This is a genomic window from Vibrio sp. S457-15 (assembly GCF_000960545.1).
Classification (GTDB): Bacteria; Pseudomonadota; Gammaproteobacteria; order Enterobacterales; family Vibrionaceae; genus Vibrio; species Vibrio parahaemolyticus.
On sequence record NZ_JYOQ01000114.1, the window covers coordinates 354,436 to 371,895 of the forward strand.

16 protein-coding genes are annotated in these 17,460 nt (G+C 45.3%); 15 read left to right on the forward strand and 1 reads right to left on the reverse strand.

The features are described 5' to 3' along the window. Positions 1–128 precede the first annotated feature (128 nt). The 3 genes from gyrA to UF05_RS10575 all read left to right on the forward strand — a co-directional run bounded on the left by gyrA (position 129) and on the right by UF05_RS10575 (position 4,094). Entirely contained in the window at positions 129–2,765 is a 2,637-nt protein-coding gene (gyrA, locus tag UF05_RS10565) for a DNA topoisomerase (ATP-hydrolyzing) subunit A (protein WP_005494728.1), read from the forward strand. 121 nt (positions 2,766–2,886) lie between these two features. Next, positions 2,887–3,510: a TPR domain-containing protein gene (locus UF05_RS10570; protein WP_045545789.1), complete on the forward strand. Its 624-nt coding sequence runs from the start codon at positions 2,887–2,889 to the stop codon at positions 3,508–3,510. Positions 3,511–3,542: 32 nt separating this feature from the next. Next, entirely contained in the window at positions 3,543–4,094 is a 552-nt protein-coding gene (locus UF05_RS10575; RefSeq protein WP_025507708.1) for a hypothetical protein, read from the forward strand. A 116-nt stretch (positions 4,095–4,210) separates the two neighbouring features. On the opposite strand, the gene nrfA is transcribed toward UF05_RS10575, so the two are convergent. Then, entirely contained in the window at positions 4,211–5,620 is a 1,410-nt protein-coding gene (gene nrfA, locus UF05_RS10580) for an ammonia-forming nitrite reductase cytochrome c552 subunit (protein WP_374011523.1), read from the reverse strand. Positions 5,621–6,087: 467 nt separating this feature from the next. On the opposite strand from nrfA, the gene nrfB reads away from it, so the two are divergent. The 12 genes from nrfB (at position 6,088) to UF05_RS10640 (ending at position 17,391) form a co-directional block, all read left to right on the forward strand. After that, complete coding sequence (gene nrfB, locus UF05_RS10585) at positions 6,088–6,690, forward strand: cytochrome c nitrite reductase pentaheme subunit (RefSeq protein WP_045545765.1); 603 nt, start codon at positions 6,088–6,090, stop codon at positions 6,688–6,690. Between the two features lies 1 nt (position 6,691). Further along, positions 6,692–7,378, forward strand: a complete 687-nt coding sequence (gene nrfC, locus UF05_RS10590) for a cytochrome c nitrite reductase Fe-S protein (protein WP_045545766.1) — start codon at positions 6,692–6,694, stop codon at positions 7,376–7,378. Then, positions 7,375–8,346 carry a cytochrome c nitrite reductase subunit NrfD gene (nrfD, locus tag UF05_RS10595; RefSeq protein ID WP_025631574.1) on the forward strand — a complete coding sequence of 324 codons (972 nt, stop codon included), beginning with the start codon at positions 7,375–7,377 and terminating at the stop codon, positions 8,344–8,346. Before nrfC ends, nrfD begins: the two co-directional genes overlap by 4 nt. Before the next feature lie 9 nt (positions 8,347–8,355). Beyond that, positions 8,356–10,263 (forward strand): heme lyase CcmF/NrfE family subunit, encoded by a 1,908-nt coding sequence (locus UF05_RS10600; RefSeq protein WP_045545767.1) that lies wholly within the window; start codon positions 8,356–8,358, stop codon positions 10,261–10,263. Next, entirely contained in the window at positions 10,241–10,774 is a 534-nt protein-coding gene (locus UF05_RS10605) for a DsbE family thiol:disulfide interchange protein (RefSeq protein WP_025631576.1), read from the forward strand. Before UF05_RS10600 ends, UF05_RS10605 begins: the two co-directional genes overlap by 23 nt. Next, positions 10,761–11,171, forward strand: coding sequence for a heme lyase NrfEFG subunit NrfF (gene nrfF / locus UF05_RS10610; RefSeq protein WP_025631577.1), 411 nt, complete (start codon positions 10,761–10,763; stop codon positions 11,169–11,171). Before UF05_RS10605 ends, nrfF begins: the two co-directional genes overlap by 14 nt. 148 nt (positions 11,172–11,319) lie before the next feature. Continuing rightward, positions 11,320–11,496 (forward strand): hypothetical protein, encoded by a 177-nt coding sequence (locus UF05_RS10615; RefSeq protein WP_005483239.1) that lies wholly within the window; start codon positions 11,320–11,322, stop codon positions 11,494–11,496. A gap of 221 nt (positions 11,497–11,717) precedes the next feature. Continuing rightward, on the forward strand, positions 11,718–12,374 hold the full coding sequence (locus UF05_RS10620; RefSeq protein WP_228070142.1) for a GTP cyclohydrolase II: 657 nt from the start codon (positions 11,718–11,720) through the stop codon (positions 12,372–12,374). A 176-nt stretch (positions 12,375–12,550) separates the two neighbouring features. Continuing rightward, the gene (locus UF05_RS10625) at positions 12,551–13,813 is read left to right on the forward strand and encodes an imelysin family protein (RefSeq protein ID WP_031818594.1); all 1,263 of its coding nucleotides are present in this window, start codon (positions 12,551–12,553) and stop codon (positions 13,811–13,813) included. Between the two features lie 84 nt (positions 13,814–13,897). After that, positions 13,898–15,280, forward strand: coding sequence for a di-heme oxidoreductase family protein (locus UF05_RS10630; protein WP_045545768.1), 1,383 nt, complete (start codon positions 13,898–13,900; stop codon positions 15,278–15,280). A gap of 10 nt (positions 15,281–15,290) precedes the next feature. Beyond that, positions 15,291–16,328 (forward strand): imelysin family protein, encoded by a 1,038-nt coding sequence (locus tag UF05_RS10635; RefSeq protein WP_045545769.1) that lies wholly within the window; start codon positions 15,291–15,293, stop codon positions 16,326–16,328. Continuing rightward, the gene (locus tag UF05_RS10640; RefSeq protein WP_045545770.1) at positions 16,309–17,391 is read left to right on the forward strand and encodes a DUF1513 domain-containing protein; all 1,083 of its coding nucleotides are present in this window, start codon (positions 16,309–16,311) and stop codon (positions 17,389–17,391) included. The genes UF05_RS10635 and UF05_RS10640 overlap by 20 nt, the downstream gene beginning before the upstream one ends. Positions 17,392–17,460 lie beyond the last annotated feature (69 nt).

Below are 17,460 nucleotides of genomic sequence, written 5' to 3' on the forward strand. Positions count from 1 at the left end.
CTCATAACGAAGCTCACAACCTGATAAAACGAGCGGGAAAGTGATGCCCCAGTGATGAATTGTGTGTTATATTTTTGCACCTTACACGTATCGTAATTACGATCAGAAAATAGAGGGATAATGGCTCTATGAGCGATTTAGCTAAAGAGATCACGCCCGTAAACATTGAAGATGAGCTTAGAGGTTCATACCTAGACTACGCGATGTCAGTTATCGTGGGTCGTGCTCTTCCAGATGTGCGTGATGGCCTAAAACCAGTACACCGCCGCGTTTTATTCGCGATGAACGTACTAGGCAACGATTGGAACAAACCATATAAAAAATCAGCCCGTGTTGTCGGCGACGTAATCGGTAAATATCACCCACACGGTGATAGTGCTGTGTACGACACAATCGTACGTATGGCTCAGCCGTTCTCACTTCGTTACATGCTGGTCGATGGTCAAGGTAACTTTGGCTCAATCGATGGCGACTCTGCTGCGGCAATGCGTTACACCGAAGTACGTATGGCAAAAATTGCCCACGAACTTTTGGCTGACCTAGACAAAGAAACCGTAGACTACGTACCTAACTATGATGGTACAGAACAGATTCCAGCGGTTCTTCCAACCAAAATTCCAAACCTATTGGTAAACGGTGCTTCTGGTATCGCGGTAGGTATGGCAACCAACATCCCGCCACATAACCTTGGCGAAGTGATCGATGGCTGTCTTGCATACATCAATAATGAAGAAATCACTATTGATGAACTAATGGATTACATCCCTGGTCCAGATTTCCCAACTGCGGCGCTTATCAGCGGTCGTAAAGGCATTGTAGACGCGTACAAAACAGGTCGCGGTAAGATCTACATGCGTTCAAAAGCGGAAATCGAAACAGAGAAAAACGGTAAAGAAACCATCATCGTTACCGAAATTCCTTACCAAGTGAACAAAGCTCGTCTGATCGAGAAGATTGCTGAACTTGTTAAAGATAAGAAAGTTGAAGGCATCAGTGCGCTACGTGACGAATCTGACAAAGATGGTATGCGTATCGTTATTGAATGTAAGCGTGATGCAGTAGGCGAAGTGGTTCTTAACAACCTTTACGCTCAAACTCAGCTACAAACGACTTTCGGTATCAACATGGTTGCGTTGAACAATGGTCAGCCACAGCTATTCAACCTGAAAGATATGTTGAAGTGCTTTGTGGATCACCGTCGTGAAGTCGTGACTCGCCGTACTATCTTCGAATTGCGTAAAGCTCGTGAGCGTGCGCACATTCTTGAAGGTCTTGCACTTGCTCTAGCGAACATCGATGAAATCATCGACCTAATTCGTAAAGCGCCGACTCCTGCTGAAGCAAAAGCTGGTCTTATTGCTCGTGGTTGGGATCTAGGTAACGTAGCAGCAATGCTTGAGCGTGCTGGTACTGATGCGGCTCGCCCAGAATGGCTAGAGCCTCAATACGGTATCCGCGACGGCCAATACTTCCTGACTGAACAACAAGCGCAAGCAATTCTAGATCTGCGTCTACATAAATTGACCGGTCTAGAACACGAGAAGATTCTTGCTGAATACAAAGAGCTTCTAGAAGAAATCGCTGAGTTAATGCACATTCTTGCAAGCACTGAGCGTTTGATGGAAGTGATCCGTGAAGAACTAGAAGCAGTTCGTGACGGATTTGCTGATGCACGCCGTACTGAAATCACAGCAGCTAGCCATGACATCGACATGGAAGAGCTGATTGCTCGTGAAGACGTAGTCGTAACTCTATCTCACGAAGGTTACGTTAAGTACCAAATTCTAAGCGACTACGAAGCACAGCGCCGTGGTGGTAAAGGTAAGAGTGCAACTCGAATGAAAGATGAAGACTACATTGAACGTCTTCTAGTGGCGAATACCCACGACAACATTCTATGTTTCTCTACTCGCGGTAAGACTTACCGTCTGAAAGTTTACCAATTGCCATTGGCGAGCCGTACTGCACGTGGTAAACCGATCGTGAACATCCTTCCACTAGAAGATGGCGAGCGTATTACTGCAATTCTTCCTGTCGATGAGTTCTCAGCAGACAAGTTCATCTTCATGGCAACTGGCGACGGTACCGTTAAGAAGACTTCTCTAGACCAGTTTGCGAACGTACGTTCAAACGGTCTAATTGCGGTGAACCTACGTGATGACGATTCTCTAATCGGCGTTGATATCACAACGGGTTCAAGCGACATCATGTTGTTCTCTAAAGCAGGTAAAGTTGTTCGCTTTAGCGAGGACAAAGTACGTGCAATGGGTCGTACAGCGGCAGGTGTCCGTGGTATGAAGCTGGCTGACGACGACCAAGTGGTTTCACTAATCGTTCCGTCTAACGAAGGCGACATCCTAACGGTTACTCAAAACGGTTACGGTAAACGTACCGAACTGGCTGAATACCCAACGAAAGGTCGTGCAACTCAGGGCGTTGTGTCTATCAAGGTTTCTGAGCGTAATGGCCCAGTAGTTGGCGCAGTGCAAGTAGAAGAAGGCGACGAGATGATGATGATCACCGACGCTGGTACTCTGGTTCGTACACGTGTAGCAGAAGTTAGCCAAGTAGGCCGTAACACTCAAGGTGTAACGCTGATCCGTACAGCAGAAGATGAGTCAGTTGTTGGTCTACAACGTATCGATGAAGTTGAAGAAGTGGAATTGCCAGAAGGCGAAGAAGCAGAAACAACAGAAGCGAATGCAGAACAGCAAGCTCCTGAAGCGCCAGCAGCAGACGACGCGGAAGAGGGCAAAGAAGAGTAATCTTCTCCTTCATCGCTAAATATGAAAGCCGAGCAAGATGCTCGGCTTTTTTGTATCTTCATCAACGCAATCTTTCAACCAAACCAGTACACTAAACTTATGTTTACTCACGGGTATCGCTATGTCTTTATGGTTCTTCATTGCCATCACTTTGATGGGGCTTTTTATCGTCGTTTTGTCACTTAGCGCTTCTAAAGTTAAGCCTACGCAGTGGTTTGGCTTTTGTTTGATGGTGTTAGCACTCACTAGCGCTGGCTACTTGTTGTTGAAGCAAACCCCACCGAAACCTATCCAAGCGGAGATAGCTCGAATGATGACCTCGCGAGACATCATGGATGAAATACAGCAACAGTTAAAACAAGAGCCGAATAACGATGAGCTTTGGTTTCAGTTAGGTCAAGGTTATCTGCTGGTGGGAGAATTTGATGCCGCGTTGATTTGTTTCGACTACACACTCCAACTCACTGACAACGTAACCGCGACGCAACTTGCCGCTAAGGCGACAACATTATACTACCTGCATAAACAAGCGATGACTGATGAAGTCAGTTTACTATTAGAACAGGCGTTGCAACTTGAACCTTATAATGAAGCCGCATTGTCGTTGATAGCGAACGATCACTTCATTTCTTTCCGCTTTCAAGAAGCCATCGATACTTGGGTGCTACTCCTAGATTCCAATGACCCTAATTTAGACAGAGTGACGATCATCGAGTCCATCAACAAAGCGAAAAAGCTGATGTAAGCATACAATGTAGAGTAAAGAGGAGAGTCGGCATGAAGAAGCTAGAAGCGGGTTTGTTGGTATTGTTGTGCGGTACAGTGCTGGTGGGATGCTCGTCTCCTTCAACTGGTTCTTCATCTGTCTATTATTCGAGTGGGTATTACGACCCTTGGTGGTATGGTCACGATGACTATTGGATTTACTATTATCCGGGTTGCTGTGATAACGGACATGACCATCGAGAAAAGCTCGAGGCATGGTGGAATGGTCTCGACGACGATCAACAACAGTCAATCAAAGACAAAGTTGAAGATTGGAAAGATGGCGATATGAACGCCAACTTCGATAACATGAAGCGACAACTGGATAACCACTGGCAAACGTTGCCGGATGAACAAAAACAAGCGATTCAAGCAAAATGGCACGAGCGTCCCCAACGTGTAGAAACAAAAACGTTACCAAAACAAACGACGTTGCCAGAATCAACATTGAAGACACAGCCATTACCCGCGCATAACGTGCCGCGTCCGATTACCAAGCCAAATATTCAGAGACCTCAGACTCGACCAAACATCCAACCGGTGCCAAGAATTCGTCGACGTTAATGGTTTACTTGCATTTTGATGATGTACCTCGACTAGAATGAACTGATGAAAACAAAGGGCGCAGAACGCGCCCTTTGTTGTTGCATCATAGGTGTTGAATCCTATTTTCGATTTGACTAATAGGTTGCTTCTCGTTCGGCCGCTGCTTTATCCCAATCTGGCACAACGGTGTCTAAGAAGTGCTTTTTATCCGCGTTCATTTTTTCCATATCCATTCCTAAAGCTTCTTGGGCTTTTGCTTTGGTCGAGATATCTGGAATTTGAACAGGTTTAGTAATGCCTTTTGTTGCCAGTAAGCGTACCAATTTAGTACGAGCATCGGCGGCGCGATCAACTGCGGTACCGAGAACTTCCAGCGCCACTTCTGGTGCGTGCATGTGAACACCGTGAGAGGCGATCGCATAATCCCAACGCCATTGCGCATGGCGAATATCTTGGAGAATCGGCTTCATTTCTTCTTCCGTTGCTCCTGCTTTCCATGCTTCTCCAGCTTCAAAATGCGCCGCGACAATTTGCTTCTCGGCGGTTAATTTCATGTTCAACACCTGCGCTTTACGTGAAGACACGATGTTACGTAGCTGCTCTTTGGTTTGAGTATGGCACTGCGCACATGTGTCTTCGAAGCGGTCGAAAGGATTGCCTACTTTATGATCGGTATAAACGGTACCATCTTCTTTTGTCACCTTCGGCATATGGCAGTCGACGCAAACCACTTTGTTTTTGCCGTGAATCCCTTCACGCCAAGTCTCGAAGCCAGGGTGCTGTGCTTTTAGCATCGGTGCTTTAGAAACGGCGTGAGTCCAATCTTTAAAGTCCAACGCATCGTAATACTTCTCCATGTCACCGACAGTCGTACCCATATCCCAAGGGAACTTCACCGCTTTCGTTGGTCCTGTAAAGTAGTATTCGACATGGCACTGAGCACACACAGACGCTTGTTTATCAAGGCGCGACTGATCATCAAAGTTTTTTCCAATTACATCGAATGCTCGCTCAACATAAGGTCTGGTTAGTGCTAGTTCTGGCTCGCCTTGGTTGAATTTTTCTGAGCGAGTGTCGTGACAATCAGAACATCCGATAGGATTGACGATTTCTGAGCCTAGACGTGCCCATTTACCAGAGAAGTAGCCATCCTCGCCACGCTCTTCTATCACGCGAGCGACATCAGGACTTTTACAACTCCAACACGCCATTGGCATTGGCCCGGAGTTTTCATCTGCTGGTGCGCCTGTCCTTAAGGTTTGCCTTACATCGTCGAGCGCATAAAAGTGACCTCGAGCCTTGTTGTAATCTTTAGCAAATCCGTAGCCAGCCCAAAGAATCACCATATTTGGGTCTTCACTTAGAGCGTCTTCAATATGTTTACTTTCTGATGTTGCCTTCCAAGAATGATATTGGTCAGGATGTTTTTGTTCGAAGGCGTCATTACGAGGATCAAGTCGATCGTTGTTTTCTGCCGCCAACACAGAGCCGGCCAACAATAATTGGCTAGCGAATAAGGTCGCAACCGCGATAGGTGCGCTCATCCAGTGTTTTATGCTCACGGTGTTATCTCCATATTCGTTTTTATTAGCAGCGTTGTGAGAAGCTATTCCAAATAAGAATCGGAGATCTACAAATAATATTATTGTGTAAATAAAGAGATGAAATAGTGAGCGGGATGAGTCTTGCTTTAGATCAATTTACACTAGTGATCTTAATCATGTTTAATTTCATATACCTCTAAAGTGGTAGAATTTAATCCCTTTTATTGACAGTAGGTTAGAGGTATAACCATTTTATAAATAAGGTGATTAAGTTCGCTTTTTGAACAGTACCTTCTACCTCTTAGGAATAATAGGGGTATTATGAATATAGGTTTAGCGTTGTGGCTTTCCAAAATAAGAATTGATGTCATTTGAAGATATAAAAATATCTTCAGAAGAAATTAATTGTCGCTCCATTAAATAGTTGAGAACAGTTATCAATTATTTTAGAGCTAAGGAAAGAAAATATGGGCAATATAAAATTGACCATAGTGACAATGCTGAAATTTCTCTTCGCCTTTGCCATCTATGGTTTTTCTATCTCCGCCCATGCGATTTCATCAGAGCCTGTTGAGGGTGCACAAAACACTCGCCATCAAGTTGAGCTGATTCGTGACCGAGACTACAAATGTCTTCAATGTCATAAGGATGCCAAAGAAACTCTGAATTTGTCGCATGAGCCAGAAGCGCTGCTTAGCCAAGGTAAAACACTTAACTGCACAAACTGTCACAGCAATATCGGGCCTGATCACCGTGAAGGGGCTCCTGATGTGATCAAGTTTGCTGCTGCGCAATCAAAAGCAGTGCATGACAAGGTTTTTCTTGATCCAAGCACCATTCTCAAAGCGAATAGCCAGTGTGTAGATTGCCACGCTCCAACTCAGTTGAGAGAAAGTAATTGGACGCATGATGTCCATGCTAAAAATTTGACCTGTTCAAATTGTCACGATGTTCACGCTGCCAAAACGAAAGCGCTTTCTTACGACAGAAAACAGCTCATCAAGCAATGTGTCGATTGCCACTCTCAGTTTGCTGCTGAACCTGAACTTGAAAAAGACGAGGAGAGATAGCATGAAGTGTTCAAGACGAAATTTTTTAGCCAGTAGCGGCGCATTGATTTTGACCACTGGCGTTGCTGGCACCTCTGTTGTTAGTGCTTCTCTTTATGCCAGTGATAGCGAGCAAACCAAACGTTTTGGCATGGTGCATGATGAAAATGCGTGTATAGGATGTACTGCGTGTACTGAAGCATGCCGCGAAGTGAATAAAGTGCCAGAAGGGGTGACCCGCCTAAAAATTCATCGCAGTGAACCCATTGGAGAATTTCCTGATGTTGAGTACCAGTTTACGCGTGAATCTTGTCAGCACTGTGATAATCCACCATGTGTGTATGTTTGCCCTACGGGTGCTGCGTACAAGGATGAAGCTACGGGGATAGTTGATGTGCACAAAGAGCGATGCGTCGGCTGTGGCTATTGTTTGGCGGCTTGTCCTTATCAAGTGCGCTTTTTCAACCCTGTTGACCATTCTGCAGACAAATGTAACTTCTGCCGTGATACCAAACTAGTACAAGGTAAGCAGCCAGCTTGCGTGGAATCTTGCCCGACAAACGCGTTGATATTTGGTGATTTGAATGATCCACATAGCGAGGTCAGCAAAGTCATTGATAACCATCTTGTGTATCGCGATAAGTCACATTTAGGAACGCAACCTAAGCTGTTTAAAATTCCGCATAACAAAGGGGAGGTGTCATCATGAACGGTTTTGAAAGTGCTTTCCACTTTGATTCATTAGTTTGGGATTGGATCATCGCGATTTACCTATTCTTAGCTGGGATGTCTGCTGGCGCAGTGATGATTTCTATCTATCTTAAACGCAAAGTCATTGAGGGTGATCCGGCGAACAATGGCATTATGAAAGCGATGGCTTGGCTCGCGCCATTTGGCATCATTTCCGGTTTGGTGATTTTGATTTTCCATTTAACTAAGCCACTCCAGTTTTGGAAAATCATGATTTACTACAACCCGACGTCGGTGATGTCGATGGGTGTTGTCTTGTTTCAAGTCTACATGGTTGTGTTGTTTGTTTGGATTGGCGTGATCTTTCGCCATCAAATCATCAGCTTTTGTGAAGGCAAATTACCGAGCGGGTTACTCGACTTTGTGGATGGCTTTTTGATCAAGGCTGGAAAGGTGAGTAATGTCATCGAGTTGTTCTTGGGGTTCTTGGCGATAGTTCTGGCGGCATATACTGGCTTCCTACTATCGGCACTTAAAACCTACCCGATGCTCAACAATCCGGTGTTGCCGATTTTGTTCCTATTCTCAAGCCTTTCTTCAGGCGCAGCGGCATGTTTGATGTTCGGAATCTTAGTGTTTAAAGAGCCGACATCCAGCCCTAGTGTTTCATGGGTGCATGGCTTTGAACGTCCGGTTGTATTATTCGAGTTGTTCGTTTTAGTAACGTTCTTTACTGGCCTGATTTTCAGCGGGGGACAAAACGAAGTCGCAGCTTGGAATGCAATATCCAACGGCTTTTGGGCGCAGTGGTTCTGGGTTGGTGTTGTGTTGATTGGTATGTTGATGCCGCTAACATTGAACTGGTTAATGCCTTCTGAAGTTCGCCATAAAGGTAGTTACGTCTTTGTCGTGACGACATTGAGTTTGGTCGGCGTGCTGATGCTGCGTACATTCATACTCTATGCTGGTCAAATGACCGTTGTTTAAGGAGGAACAATGGAGGCTGAACTAGGGTTCTTCTTACTGATTTTCGTCGCAATGGGGGCGAGTTGTACCGCTGTACTGCATTGGTATCGCCGTGCAGCGGCTAAGCCCATTATGTTAGAACACCAACTTGCGACCTCACATCTCATCAGTTTGGCCTCTGTAGTTTGTCTATTACTGCTGATTGTCTGTTTTATCCAAGACAATTTTGCTCTTGAATATGTGGTCACTCATTCCAACAGCCAATTGCCAACCGCTTACAAGGTTGCAGCGGCATGGGGTGGACACCAAGGCTCCATGCTGTTTTGGGTCGTGACGCTCAGTTTATGGGCATCATACATTGCTCTTAGTTCTCCGATTAACCAATGCTACACCGCAGATTGCCTTGGCATTATGAATGTCCTGATTGCCGTTTTTGCTTGGTTTACGTTAACAACGTCTAACCCTTTTGAGTTCGCAAAAACATTCGCAGTAGAAGGACGTGATTTGAATCCAATGCTGCAGGACATTGGATTGATCATTCATCCGCCACTTTTATATTTGGGTTACGTTGGTTATTCCGCCATTTTGGCGTTTGCACTTGCGGCGTTATTAAGCAAACGGCCTGTCAATGAATGGTACCGCTGTACGCGAAAGGCCGCGTATTTTGCCTGGGGAACCCTGACTGTTGGTATCCTCGTCGGCTCTTGGTGGGCATACAATGAACTTGGCTGGGGAGGTTGGTGGTTTTGGGACCCAGTAGAAAATGCCTCTTTATTGCCGTGGTTAACCGGCACTGCACTCCTGCACAGCGGAGTATTAGCAAAGAAAAATCAGGGAGCGTTGTGGAGCACATACGCGTTGGCGTTTGCGACCTTTAGTTTAAGCATTCTCGGGACATTTATCGTACGTTCTGGCGTATTGACATCGGTGCATGCTTTTGCTGTGGATCCTACCAAAGGTTTAGCCCTGCTTGCTGTGCTTAGTGCGTTAGTATTGATGACGTTTGGCGTACTGATTATGCGTGGAGATGCCATCAAACCATTTAGATTACGTTCCTTGATTAGTCGTTCTTATATGGTGTGTGTGTCCATTGGACTTTTGGTCATATCCACGGCGATCGTCTTTTTAGGTACGTTCTACCCGATGATTTATCAATTGCTAGGGTTGGGAAACATCTCTGTTGGTGCACCGTATTTTAATAGCTTGATATTTCCTCTTAGTATTTTCGCTTTGTTGGCGTTAGCCATGACGCCAATTTTGCGGTGGACAAAAGGAGTGTGCGCGAACTGGAAAGGGCAATTCGCCTTCGCAAGTACTATCGCTTTAGGTGTCGTAGCCGTCTTTATCTTGTCGGTTGATACCGTGCGTATTGGGGCAATCATGAGTGTATTTTTAGCAGCTTGGGTTATTGCTACGCACATTATGTTATGGCTGAATACCGAAAATAAAGGGCCACTAATCAAGATGGTATTAGCACACGTCGGTTTTTCTTTAGCCGTTGTGGGAGCTGTCTTCAACAGTGAATACTCGTACCAATACAACTTGCGAGTAGAGCCTGGTGTTTCACATCAAAGAGCAAACATTGGTATCGATTTTCAAGGTATGGATTGGGTAATAGGGCCAAATTACACCGCAGAACAAGCAAGGATCATTTTGCGCTTTGATGATCAGACTCGCTATGCATTACAACCTGAAAAACGCCATTATCCTGTGCGAGTAATGAACATGACTGAGCCCGCGATTCTGAGTTTATGGCACGGAGACTATTATCTGACGTTGGGGGATAAAGTTGGCACAAACGCTTATGCAATAAAAGTTCAGTACCGGGCGGGGATTTGGTGGATATGGTCAGGCGGTTTAATAGCGGTGTTTGGCGCACTGACGTCTGTGTATCGCAAAAGAAAGAGGGCCGTGAATGTCACCGAAAACTATGCCTAAACTATTCGGGTTATTTATTGCTGTTGCCGTCTTTGCGGTCGTGGTCGTTGCGGCGTTATCTGACCGCTCCCACGTTGAGCAAGCAAAGGAAAGCCCGCTAATGGTTCCAAATTTCAGCGCTGTATCGGTTATCTCTGGAAAAGAGGTCACTCAGGTGTTGTTTCAAGACAATAGCTATAAGTTGCTGAATGTGTGGGCGTCATGGTGTGGGATCTGTAAGAAAGAACATGAAACACTTTTGCAGATAGCGGATGCGGGAGTGCCGATCATTGGTTTGAATTATCGAGATAGTAACTCTGCTGCTCAAAACTACTTGAGCTCTAAAAACAATCCTTATCAAGACGTGATTAGTGACCCAAATGGCGAATTAGCGGTTGACCTGGGAGTTATAGGTACACCAGAAACTTATCTTATTGATCAAAGTGGCAAGGTTTTGATCAAATATCGGGGAGCAATCACGATCGACAAATGGAACTCAATATTTTCTAGGTATTTTAATGGCGCTATTTAAATATATATTTATTACCGTTTTTGCACTTGCATTATATTCTCCTGTGAGCAATGGGACTGAAATTAAGCAGAACGTTGATCTTTTTGAATTTCAATCTGTAGAAGTGCAACAACGAGCAACGTCGCTCGCTAAGACATTGCGCTGCCCACAATGCCAAAACCAGAATTTGATTGAGTCCAATGCGCCAGCGGCTAAAGATCTTCGGTTAAAGGTCTATACCATGGTCAATGAAGGTAGCTCTGATCAGCAGGTAAAAGATTATTTGGTTGAACGATATGGAAATATTGTTCTGTATCAACCTCCATTTAATTATTCAACTGCGCTATTGTGGATCTTTCCTATTATATTTTTGATCTTTTTTGCTCTATTTTCGATCCGACTAATCAAGCGAAATTAATGTGACCATTATTCCAGTATGGAAAATAAATTGTGCATATAACAAGCAGAGTGTTATCATTTTTTGGAATTTATGAAGCCTCCAGTATAAAGCTAACGATAAAATTTGAGCTGGAGAAGTAATAAAAGAACAACAGTAGGTGTACGCAGTGGATTCAGTTATATTGCAGTTAAAGAAGGACTTTTATTCGCAGATTCGTGCGTTTCAAACACCGAAGCTGCCACAAGTGACTTCAACTCTCGCCGTCCTAACAGACGAAGAAATTCAAGAACTCGAAGCGGTATGGATAGAATTAGCGGTTTGGAAACGTAGCCAAACTCATTAAGATTCCTTTTCATGCTCTAACCTTTACCAACCCCAGGCAAAAATTTGTCTGGGGTTTTTTATTGTAGTTTTATAAAATTGTTATACTATAACAATTCATCAGCGCAGCAAGATAAGTGATCGTCTTTGTTTGCGGAAGGGGATAAGATCAACCCAATTGTGATCTCAACATTGAAAAATGCGGTATCAATCCCCATAGTTGAAGAGCAATAAGTGAATCCCATGAATGCAATAACAAAAACGCATCAAGCGCATCAAGCAATAAATCGAGTGAGTATAGATATGGCGGAAGTACGTGCCAGAGTAGATTTTAAAGTCGGGGCTAAAAGTAATATCGATGCTGAGATCCTGTCTTTCCGTGGCCTTAAGACAGATAAAGAGCATGTGGCAGTTATTTTTAAACAAGCGGATCAAACGCAAGACACGCCGCTAGTGCGTATGCATTCCGAGTGTCTGACTGGCGATGTTTTCCACTCATCTCGCTGTGACTGCGGTGAGCAGTTAGAAGAAACGATCCAACGTATGGGCGAATCTGGCGGCGTGATCCTTTACCTTCGCCAAGAGGGCCGTGGTATCGGTTTGTACAACAAGATTGATGCGTATCGTCTGCAAAGCCAGGGGATGAACACTTACGAAGCAAACAACCATTTAGGCTTTGATGATGATTTAAGAGACTTCACCGAAGCGGCACAAATGTTAGAAGCGTTAGGTATCAAGAAAATTCGTCTTGTGACCAATAACCCTAAGAAAATCCGTGAATTAGCGGAATACGGAATTGAGATTGCCGAAGTTGTCAACACTTCGGCGCACATTAAAGATGGTAATGAAAACTATCTTAGAGCGAAAGTTTCTCACGGCAAACATAACCTAAAGGTTTAATCCTAAAGAGAAAACTGTCAATTATGAATGTTAAAAGCCTCACAGTGATGAGGCTTTTTTTGTATCTGGAGTTGCAAATAAATTGTAAATTTGTATTATCTCGTGACTAAAAGTGCAAATAAGAATAATTAGCACTACGAATATAACAAATAAATTGCTCAACAAGGATGCTTCAGATGAATGCAAAAACAGTATTAGTCCAATCTATTGCTGCTTCACTCCTCATTGCCAGTGGTACTACCGTTGCTGCTCAAGTAACAAAACAACAAGTTGTTGAACATTATGCAGATGTGGCTCATGCCGTATTTGCTGACTCACTGACGACGGCAAAAACGTTGGAAGTGAAAATCGATGAATTTTTAAAAGCACCATCTGAGGCAAAGCTTGAAGACGTTAAGCAAGCTTGGCTAGAGTCCCGCGTGCCATACCAACAGTCTGAAGTTTTCCGTTTTGGCAACGCAGTAGTCGACGATTGGGAAGGTCAACTTAATGCCTGGCCACTTGACGAAGGTCTTATCGATTATGTAGCTGCTGACTACCAATATGAGCTTGGTAACGAAGGTGCAGCGGCAAATATCATTGCCAACACAAGCCTAACGATCGGCCCGTCTAAGCTTGACGTTGCAAAAATTACTCCTGAATTACTTGCTAGCTTGAACGAAGTAGGTGGCTCAGAAGCAAACGTAGCAACGGGCTATCACGCGATCGAATTCCTTCTATGGGGACAAGATCTGAACGGCACCAATGCAGGTGCAGGTAAGCGTGCTTACACGGACTTTGTTGTTGGTTCTGGTTGTACAAATGGTCACTGCGATCGTCGCGGTGAGTACTTAAAAGCCGCGGCCGATCTACTGGTTCAAGATCTTGAATGGATGGAAAAACAGTGGTCTGCTGATGAAAAAGGCAACTACCGTCAAGAGCTACTAACAGGTTCAGCAGAGAATGGTTTACGTAAAATGCTGTTTGGTATGGGCTCTTTGTCTTTGGGTGAGTTAGCTGGTGAGCGTATGAAAGTTGCGCTAGAAGCGAACTCTACGGAAGACGAGCACGATTGCTTCTCGGATAACACGCACAACTCGCATTACTACAACGAGCAAGGTATCTACAACGTTTATACGGGTACATACAGCCGCCAAGATGGCACGGTTCTTACTGGTCCAAGTATCGCAAACCTAGTTGCTCAGGAAGATAAGAAAGCCGCTGAAGAAATCCAGAAGCAATTTGACGTAACACGCAGTCAAGTTGGCGAGTTGGTGACTTCTGCTGAAAAACACAATCAGCATTTCGACCAACTTATTGCCGCGGGTAATGCTCAAGGCAACGCACTGGTTAACGACACCATCATGGCGTTGGTTGCACAAACCGGTGCTATTGAGCGCGCAGCGGGTATTGTCGGCATCGATAGCCTAAGCCCAGACACCGCAGACCACGAGTTTTAAGAACACATAATAATAAACAAGGGCTCATCGTGAGCCCTTTTGCCGTTAGAGCTCGTTGTTATCCATTCATATAAGAGCAGTGATATGAAGCCATACCTACTTTCCGCCTTTGCCGCGATCCTTTCGACTTCTGCCATGGCTTACGATGTTAAGTCTGGTGGCAACACCAGTGTCAAAAAAGACGGTGCTAATGCCTATTCATTACCCGCGACGAACTTGCCAATGAGTAAGCGACTTGATTTTAGTGTGGGCAATAGTTTTTTCCGTAACCCATGGGTGCAAGCGCCAGCGACTACAGATGCAAGAGACGGCCTTGGCCCGCTTTTCAACACCAATGGTTGTCAGAATTGCCACATAAAAGATGGCCGTGGGCATCCTCCTGAAAAAGACGACATTCATGCTGTGTCTATGTTGGTGCGTTTGAGTATCCCGGCGATGACGCTAGAGCAGAAGAAAGCTTACATCATGGATGGCGGTATTCCGGAGCCTACGTATGGTGGGCAACTGCAAGATTTTGCTCTGCAAGACCAAACACCGGAGGGCAAAATTGCTATTACTTATACGGACGTTCCCGTTGAGTTTAAAGATGGCAAAAAAGTGACGTTGAGAAAGCCTACGCTGAAAATTACCGATTTAGGTTATGGGGACATGCACCCTGATACGCAGTTTTCCGCTCGTGTCGCGCCACCTATGATTGGTTTAGGTTTGCTAGAAAGTATTCCTGATGAAACGTTGCTTAAGTGGGCAGACGAAAATGACCGTGATAGCGATGGCATCTCAGGCAAGGTGAATAAAGTTTGGGACATCGAAAAAGGAGACTTTTCGATTGGCCGTTTTGGATGGAAAGCAGGACAACCAACGTTGATGCAGCAAAATGCGGCCGCGTTTAATGGTGATGTTGGTCTAACAAGTCACTTGTTCCCGAATGAAAACTGCACGGCGAAGCAATCCCTTTGTGAGGAGTTGCCAAATGGCGGCAAGCCAGAAGTAAGCCAAAACATACTCGACTTCGTAGAGTTTTACAGCCAACACTTAGCCGTGCCGATTCGTCGAAATGTGAATGATCCTGATGTTCAGCTGGGCCAAAAGATCTTTGCTGCTTCGGGGTGCGAAAGCTGCCATAAAACCAGTGTAAAAACGACAAAACGAGCAGACCGGCCTGCGCTGTCAGAGCAACTTATCCACCCGTATACCGATCTGCTGTTGCATGACATGGGAGAGGGCCTTGCTGATCATCGACCTGAATATCTTGCCAATGGCCGTGAATGGCGTACGCCACCACTTTGGGGGATTGGTTACACAGAAGAAGTGAACGGTCACACGTATTTCTTACATGATGGTCGAGCTCGTAACTTGATGGAAGCGGTGCTTTGGCATGGTGGTGAAGCGGAACAAGCGAAACAAAACGTGCTATCGCTTAACCAAAAAGAACGTGACGCATTGATTGCGTTTCTGAACTCTCTGTAAGGATGCAACCATGAAGAAAACAACATTAATGGGCGCTGTTGTTGCAACGCTAAGCTTAGTTGGTTGCCAATCGACAACGAGCTCATCGGATGAACAACCAGAGCAAACTAGCCATATTTCTCAAGCTGTTTACGAAGTGGAGTTTCATGCTGCACAGTCATTTTTAAACCAAGCTTCGCAGTTAGAGCAGAGCTTTGCTGATTTTTGTTCGGCGCCGAAAAATGACGCGGAACCAGTACAACAACAGTGGCACAGAACCATGCTGGCTTGGATGGCGCTTCAAGGACAAGAGCGTGGCCCAGCGACCGCGCTGGAGCAAAGCTGGAACGTACAATTCTGGCCCGATAAAAAAAATACCACCGGGCGTAAAATGTCGGCGCTGACTAAAGCCGATAAAGTTTGGACAGTGGAAGAGATCTCGACACAAAGCGTGACTGTGCAAGGTTTGGGGGCGTTGGAATGGTTACTTTATGATGATGCATCCACGCTTAACACCAATAGCAATGTATGTGCCTCAGGTGTTGCGATTGCCGAAAACTTGCACGATAAAGCACAGATCATCGCTAATTCTTGGGCTCAAAACCCGTGGAAGTCTTTGCAAAAGACAGAGTGGGAATCGGAGTACATTTCGCTGCTTTCAAACCAGCTAGAATACAGCATGAAAAAGCTCAGCCGTCCGCTAGCCAAGATAGGGCATCCTCGTCCTTACTTCTCGGAGTCTTGGCGCTCAGAAACCTCGCTCTCTAACTTAAAAGCTAACCTAGAAAGCTTGCATCAGTTGTATTTTGCGAGCGGTAAAGGTTTAGATGCGCTGTTAAGGGCGCAAGGTAAAACGCAATTGGCGGATCGCGTCGCGTATCAGTTTGACATGGCTCTAGAGACTTGGCCTGAAGATAAAAGCCTGTTCTCTGCACTACAAAGTGTGGACGGATATCGTTTGGTTCTCGCGCAATACAACAAGCTAGAACAACTTAAATACCTCATCCATGAAGAGGTGGCTATCGAGCTTGGTGTCGTTATAGGGTTTAATGCAACCGATGGTGACTGATCAAACCCGCCGAACACTTCTAAAAGCGGCACTATTTGGAGCGGCAACTCCCGTGTTGCCGTTTGGTTGTGCGGCGACAACAAAGCGAGAGCCCGCATTGATTGGCTGTTCCATTGTCGGGCGAGATAAGTTTGCTGCCGTGGTGGCTGATGAACATGGTATGCCTATTTCGACGTTACCTATCCCTGAACGTGGACATGGCGTGGCGACCAATCAGCATGGTCACGCAGTTGTTTTTGGTCGACGTCCTGGCACTTTCTTTATGGTGTTCGACTATCGAACAGAACAAATGCTCAAGTTGGAACTGGCAAAATCGGAGCGCCATTTTTACGGCCACGGCGTTTATTCTCACGATGGTCTTTATCTCTTCGCTACGGAAGGCGAAAGAGGCACTAGCCGAGGTATCATCGGTGTTTACGATGTTCAAAACCAATACCGAAAAATCGCTGAGTTATCGGGATTCGGCATTGGGCCTCATGAAGTGATCATGATGCCCGATGGCACGTTAGCGATTGGTGTGGGTGGAGTGCATACTAATGGCCGTGAGCCTTTGAATTTGGACAGCATGACGCCAAGCTTGAGCTACCTTTCGCAAAACGGCGAGTTGCTTGATCAAGTTGCGTTGTCGGATCATAAGCTGAGCATTCGTCATCTTGCGCATGATGGTTCAGAAACGGTGTTGTGCGGCCAGCAATATCGCGGAGAACCTGACGAATATCCTGCTTTGCTCGCCATGCATACGCGTGGAGGAGAGATGCAAACACTGCAAGCAGAACCTGAAGAATGGGCACGCTTTAATCACTATATAGCCAGTATTGCTGCAACCAATGATTGGATTTTAGCAACATCACCTCCGGGCAGTTGTTATGGCATTTGGTCTAAAGAAACGGGCAAGCTGGTGGAGCTGAATGCACTGCCAGATGCGTCTGGTGTGGTGATTTACGGCGATGAGTTTCGCGTCAGTTCTGGAGCGGGAAAAGTCGTTGAACAAAGACCTTCGCAATTCAAAAACGCATACGCAAGCGGTGTTCAATGGGACAATCATTGGTCACGAATTATTTAAAAAGTTCAATAAATGATCTCTTATTGAGAGATTTGTTGTCGATTTCGTCACCAGATTCTTAATTTTAAA

Bases quoted from the DNA above. Each gene is read 5' to 3' on its own strand.
- gyrA (WP_005494728.1), top strand. From the start codon at position 129: ATGAGCGATTTAGCTAAAGAGATCACGCCCGTAAACATTGAAGATGAG.
- UF05_RS10570 (WP_045545789.1), top strand. From the start codon at position 2,887: ATGTCTTTATGGTTCTTCATTGCCATCACTTTGATGGGGCTTTTTATC.
- UF05_RS10575 (WP_025507708.1), top strand. From the start codon at position 3,543: ATGAAGAAGCTAGAAGCGGGTTTGTTGGTATTGTTGTGCGGTACAGTG.
- nrfA (WP_374011523.1), bottom strand. From the start codon at position 5,620: ATGAGCGCACCTATCGCGGTTGCGACCTTATTCGCTAGCCAATTATTG.
- nrfB (WP_045545765.1), top strand. From the start codon at position 6,088: ATGGGCAATATAAAATTGACCATAGTGACAATGCTGAAATTTCTCTTC.
- nrfC (WP_045545766.1), top strand. From the start codon at position 6,692: ATGAAGTGTTCAAGACGAAATTTTTTAGCCAGTAGCGGCGCATTGATT.
- nrfD (WP_025631574.1), top strand. From the start codon at position 7,375: ATGAACGGTTTTGAAAGTGCTTTCCACTTTGATTCATTAGTTTGGGAT.
- UF05_RS10600 (WP_045545767.1), top strand. From the start codon at position 8,356: ATGGAGGCTGAACTAGGGTTCTTCTTACTGATTTTCGTCGCAATGGGG.
- UF05_RS10605 (WP_025631576.1), top strand. From the start codon at position 10,241: ATGTCACCGAAAACTATGCCTAAACTATTCGGGTTATTTATTGCTGTT.
- nrfF (WP_025631577.1), top strand. From the start codon at position 10,761: ATGGCGCTATTTAAATATATATTTATTACCGTTTTTGCACTTGCATTA.
- UF05_RS10620 (WP_228070142.1), top strand. From the start codon at position 11,718: ATGAATGCAATAACAAAAACGCATCAAGCGCATCAAGCAATAAATCGA.
- UF05_RS10625 (WP_031818594.1), top strand. From the start codon at position 12,551: ATGAATGCAAAAACAGTATTAGTCCAATCTATTGCTGCTTCACTCCTC.
- UF05_RS10630 (WP_045545768.1), top strand. From the start codon at position 13,898: ATGAAGCCATACCTACTTTCCGCCTTTGCCGCGATCCTTTCGACTTCT.
- UF05_RS10635 (WP_045545769.1), top strand. From the start codon at position 15,291: ATGAAGAAAACAACATTAATGGGCGCTGTTGTTGCAACGCTAAGCTTA.
- UF05_RS10640 (WP_045545770.1), top strand. From the start codon at position 16,309: ATGCAACCGATGGTGACTGATCAAACCCGCCGAACACTTCTAAAAGCG.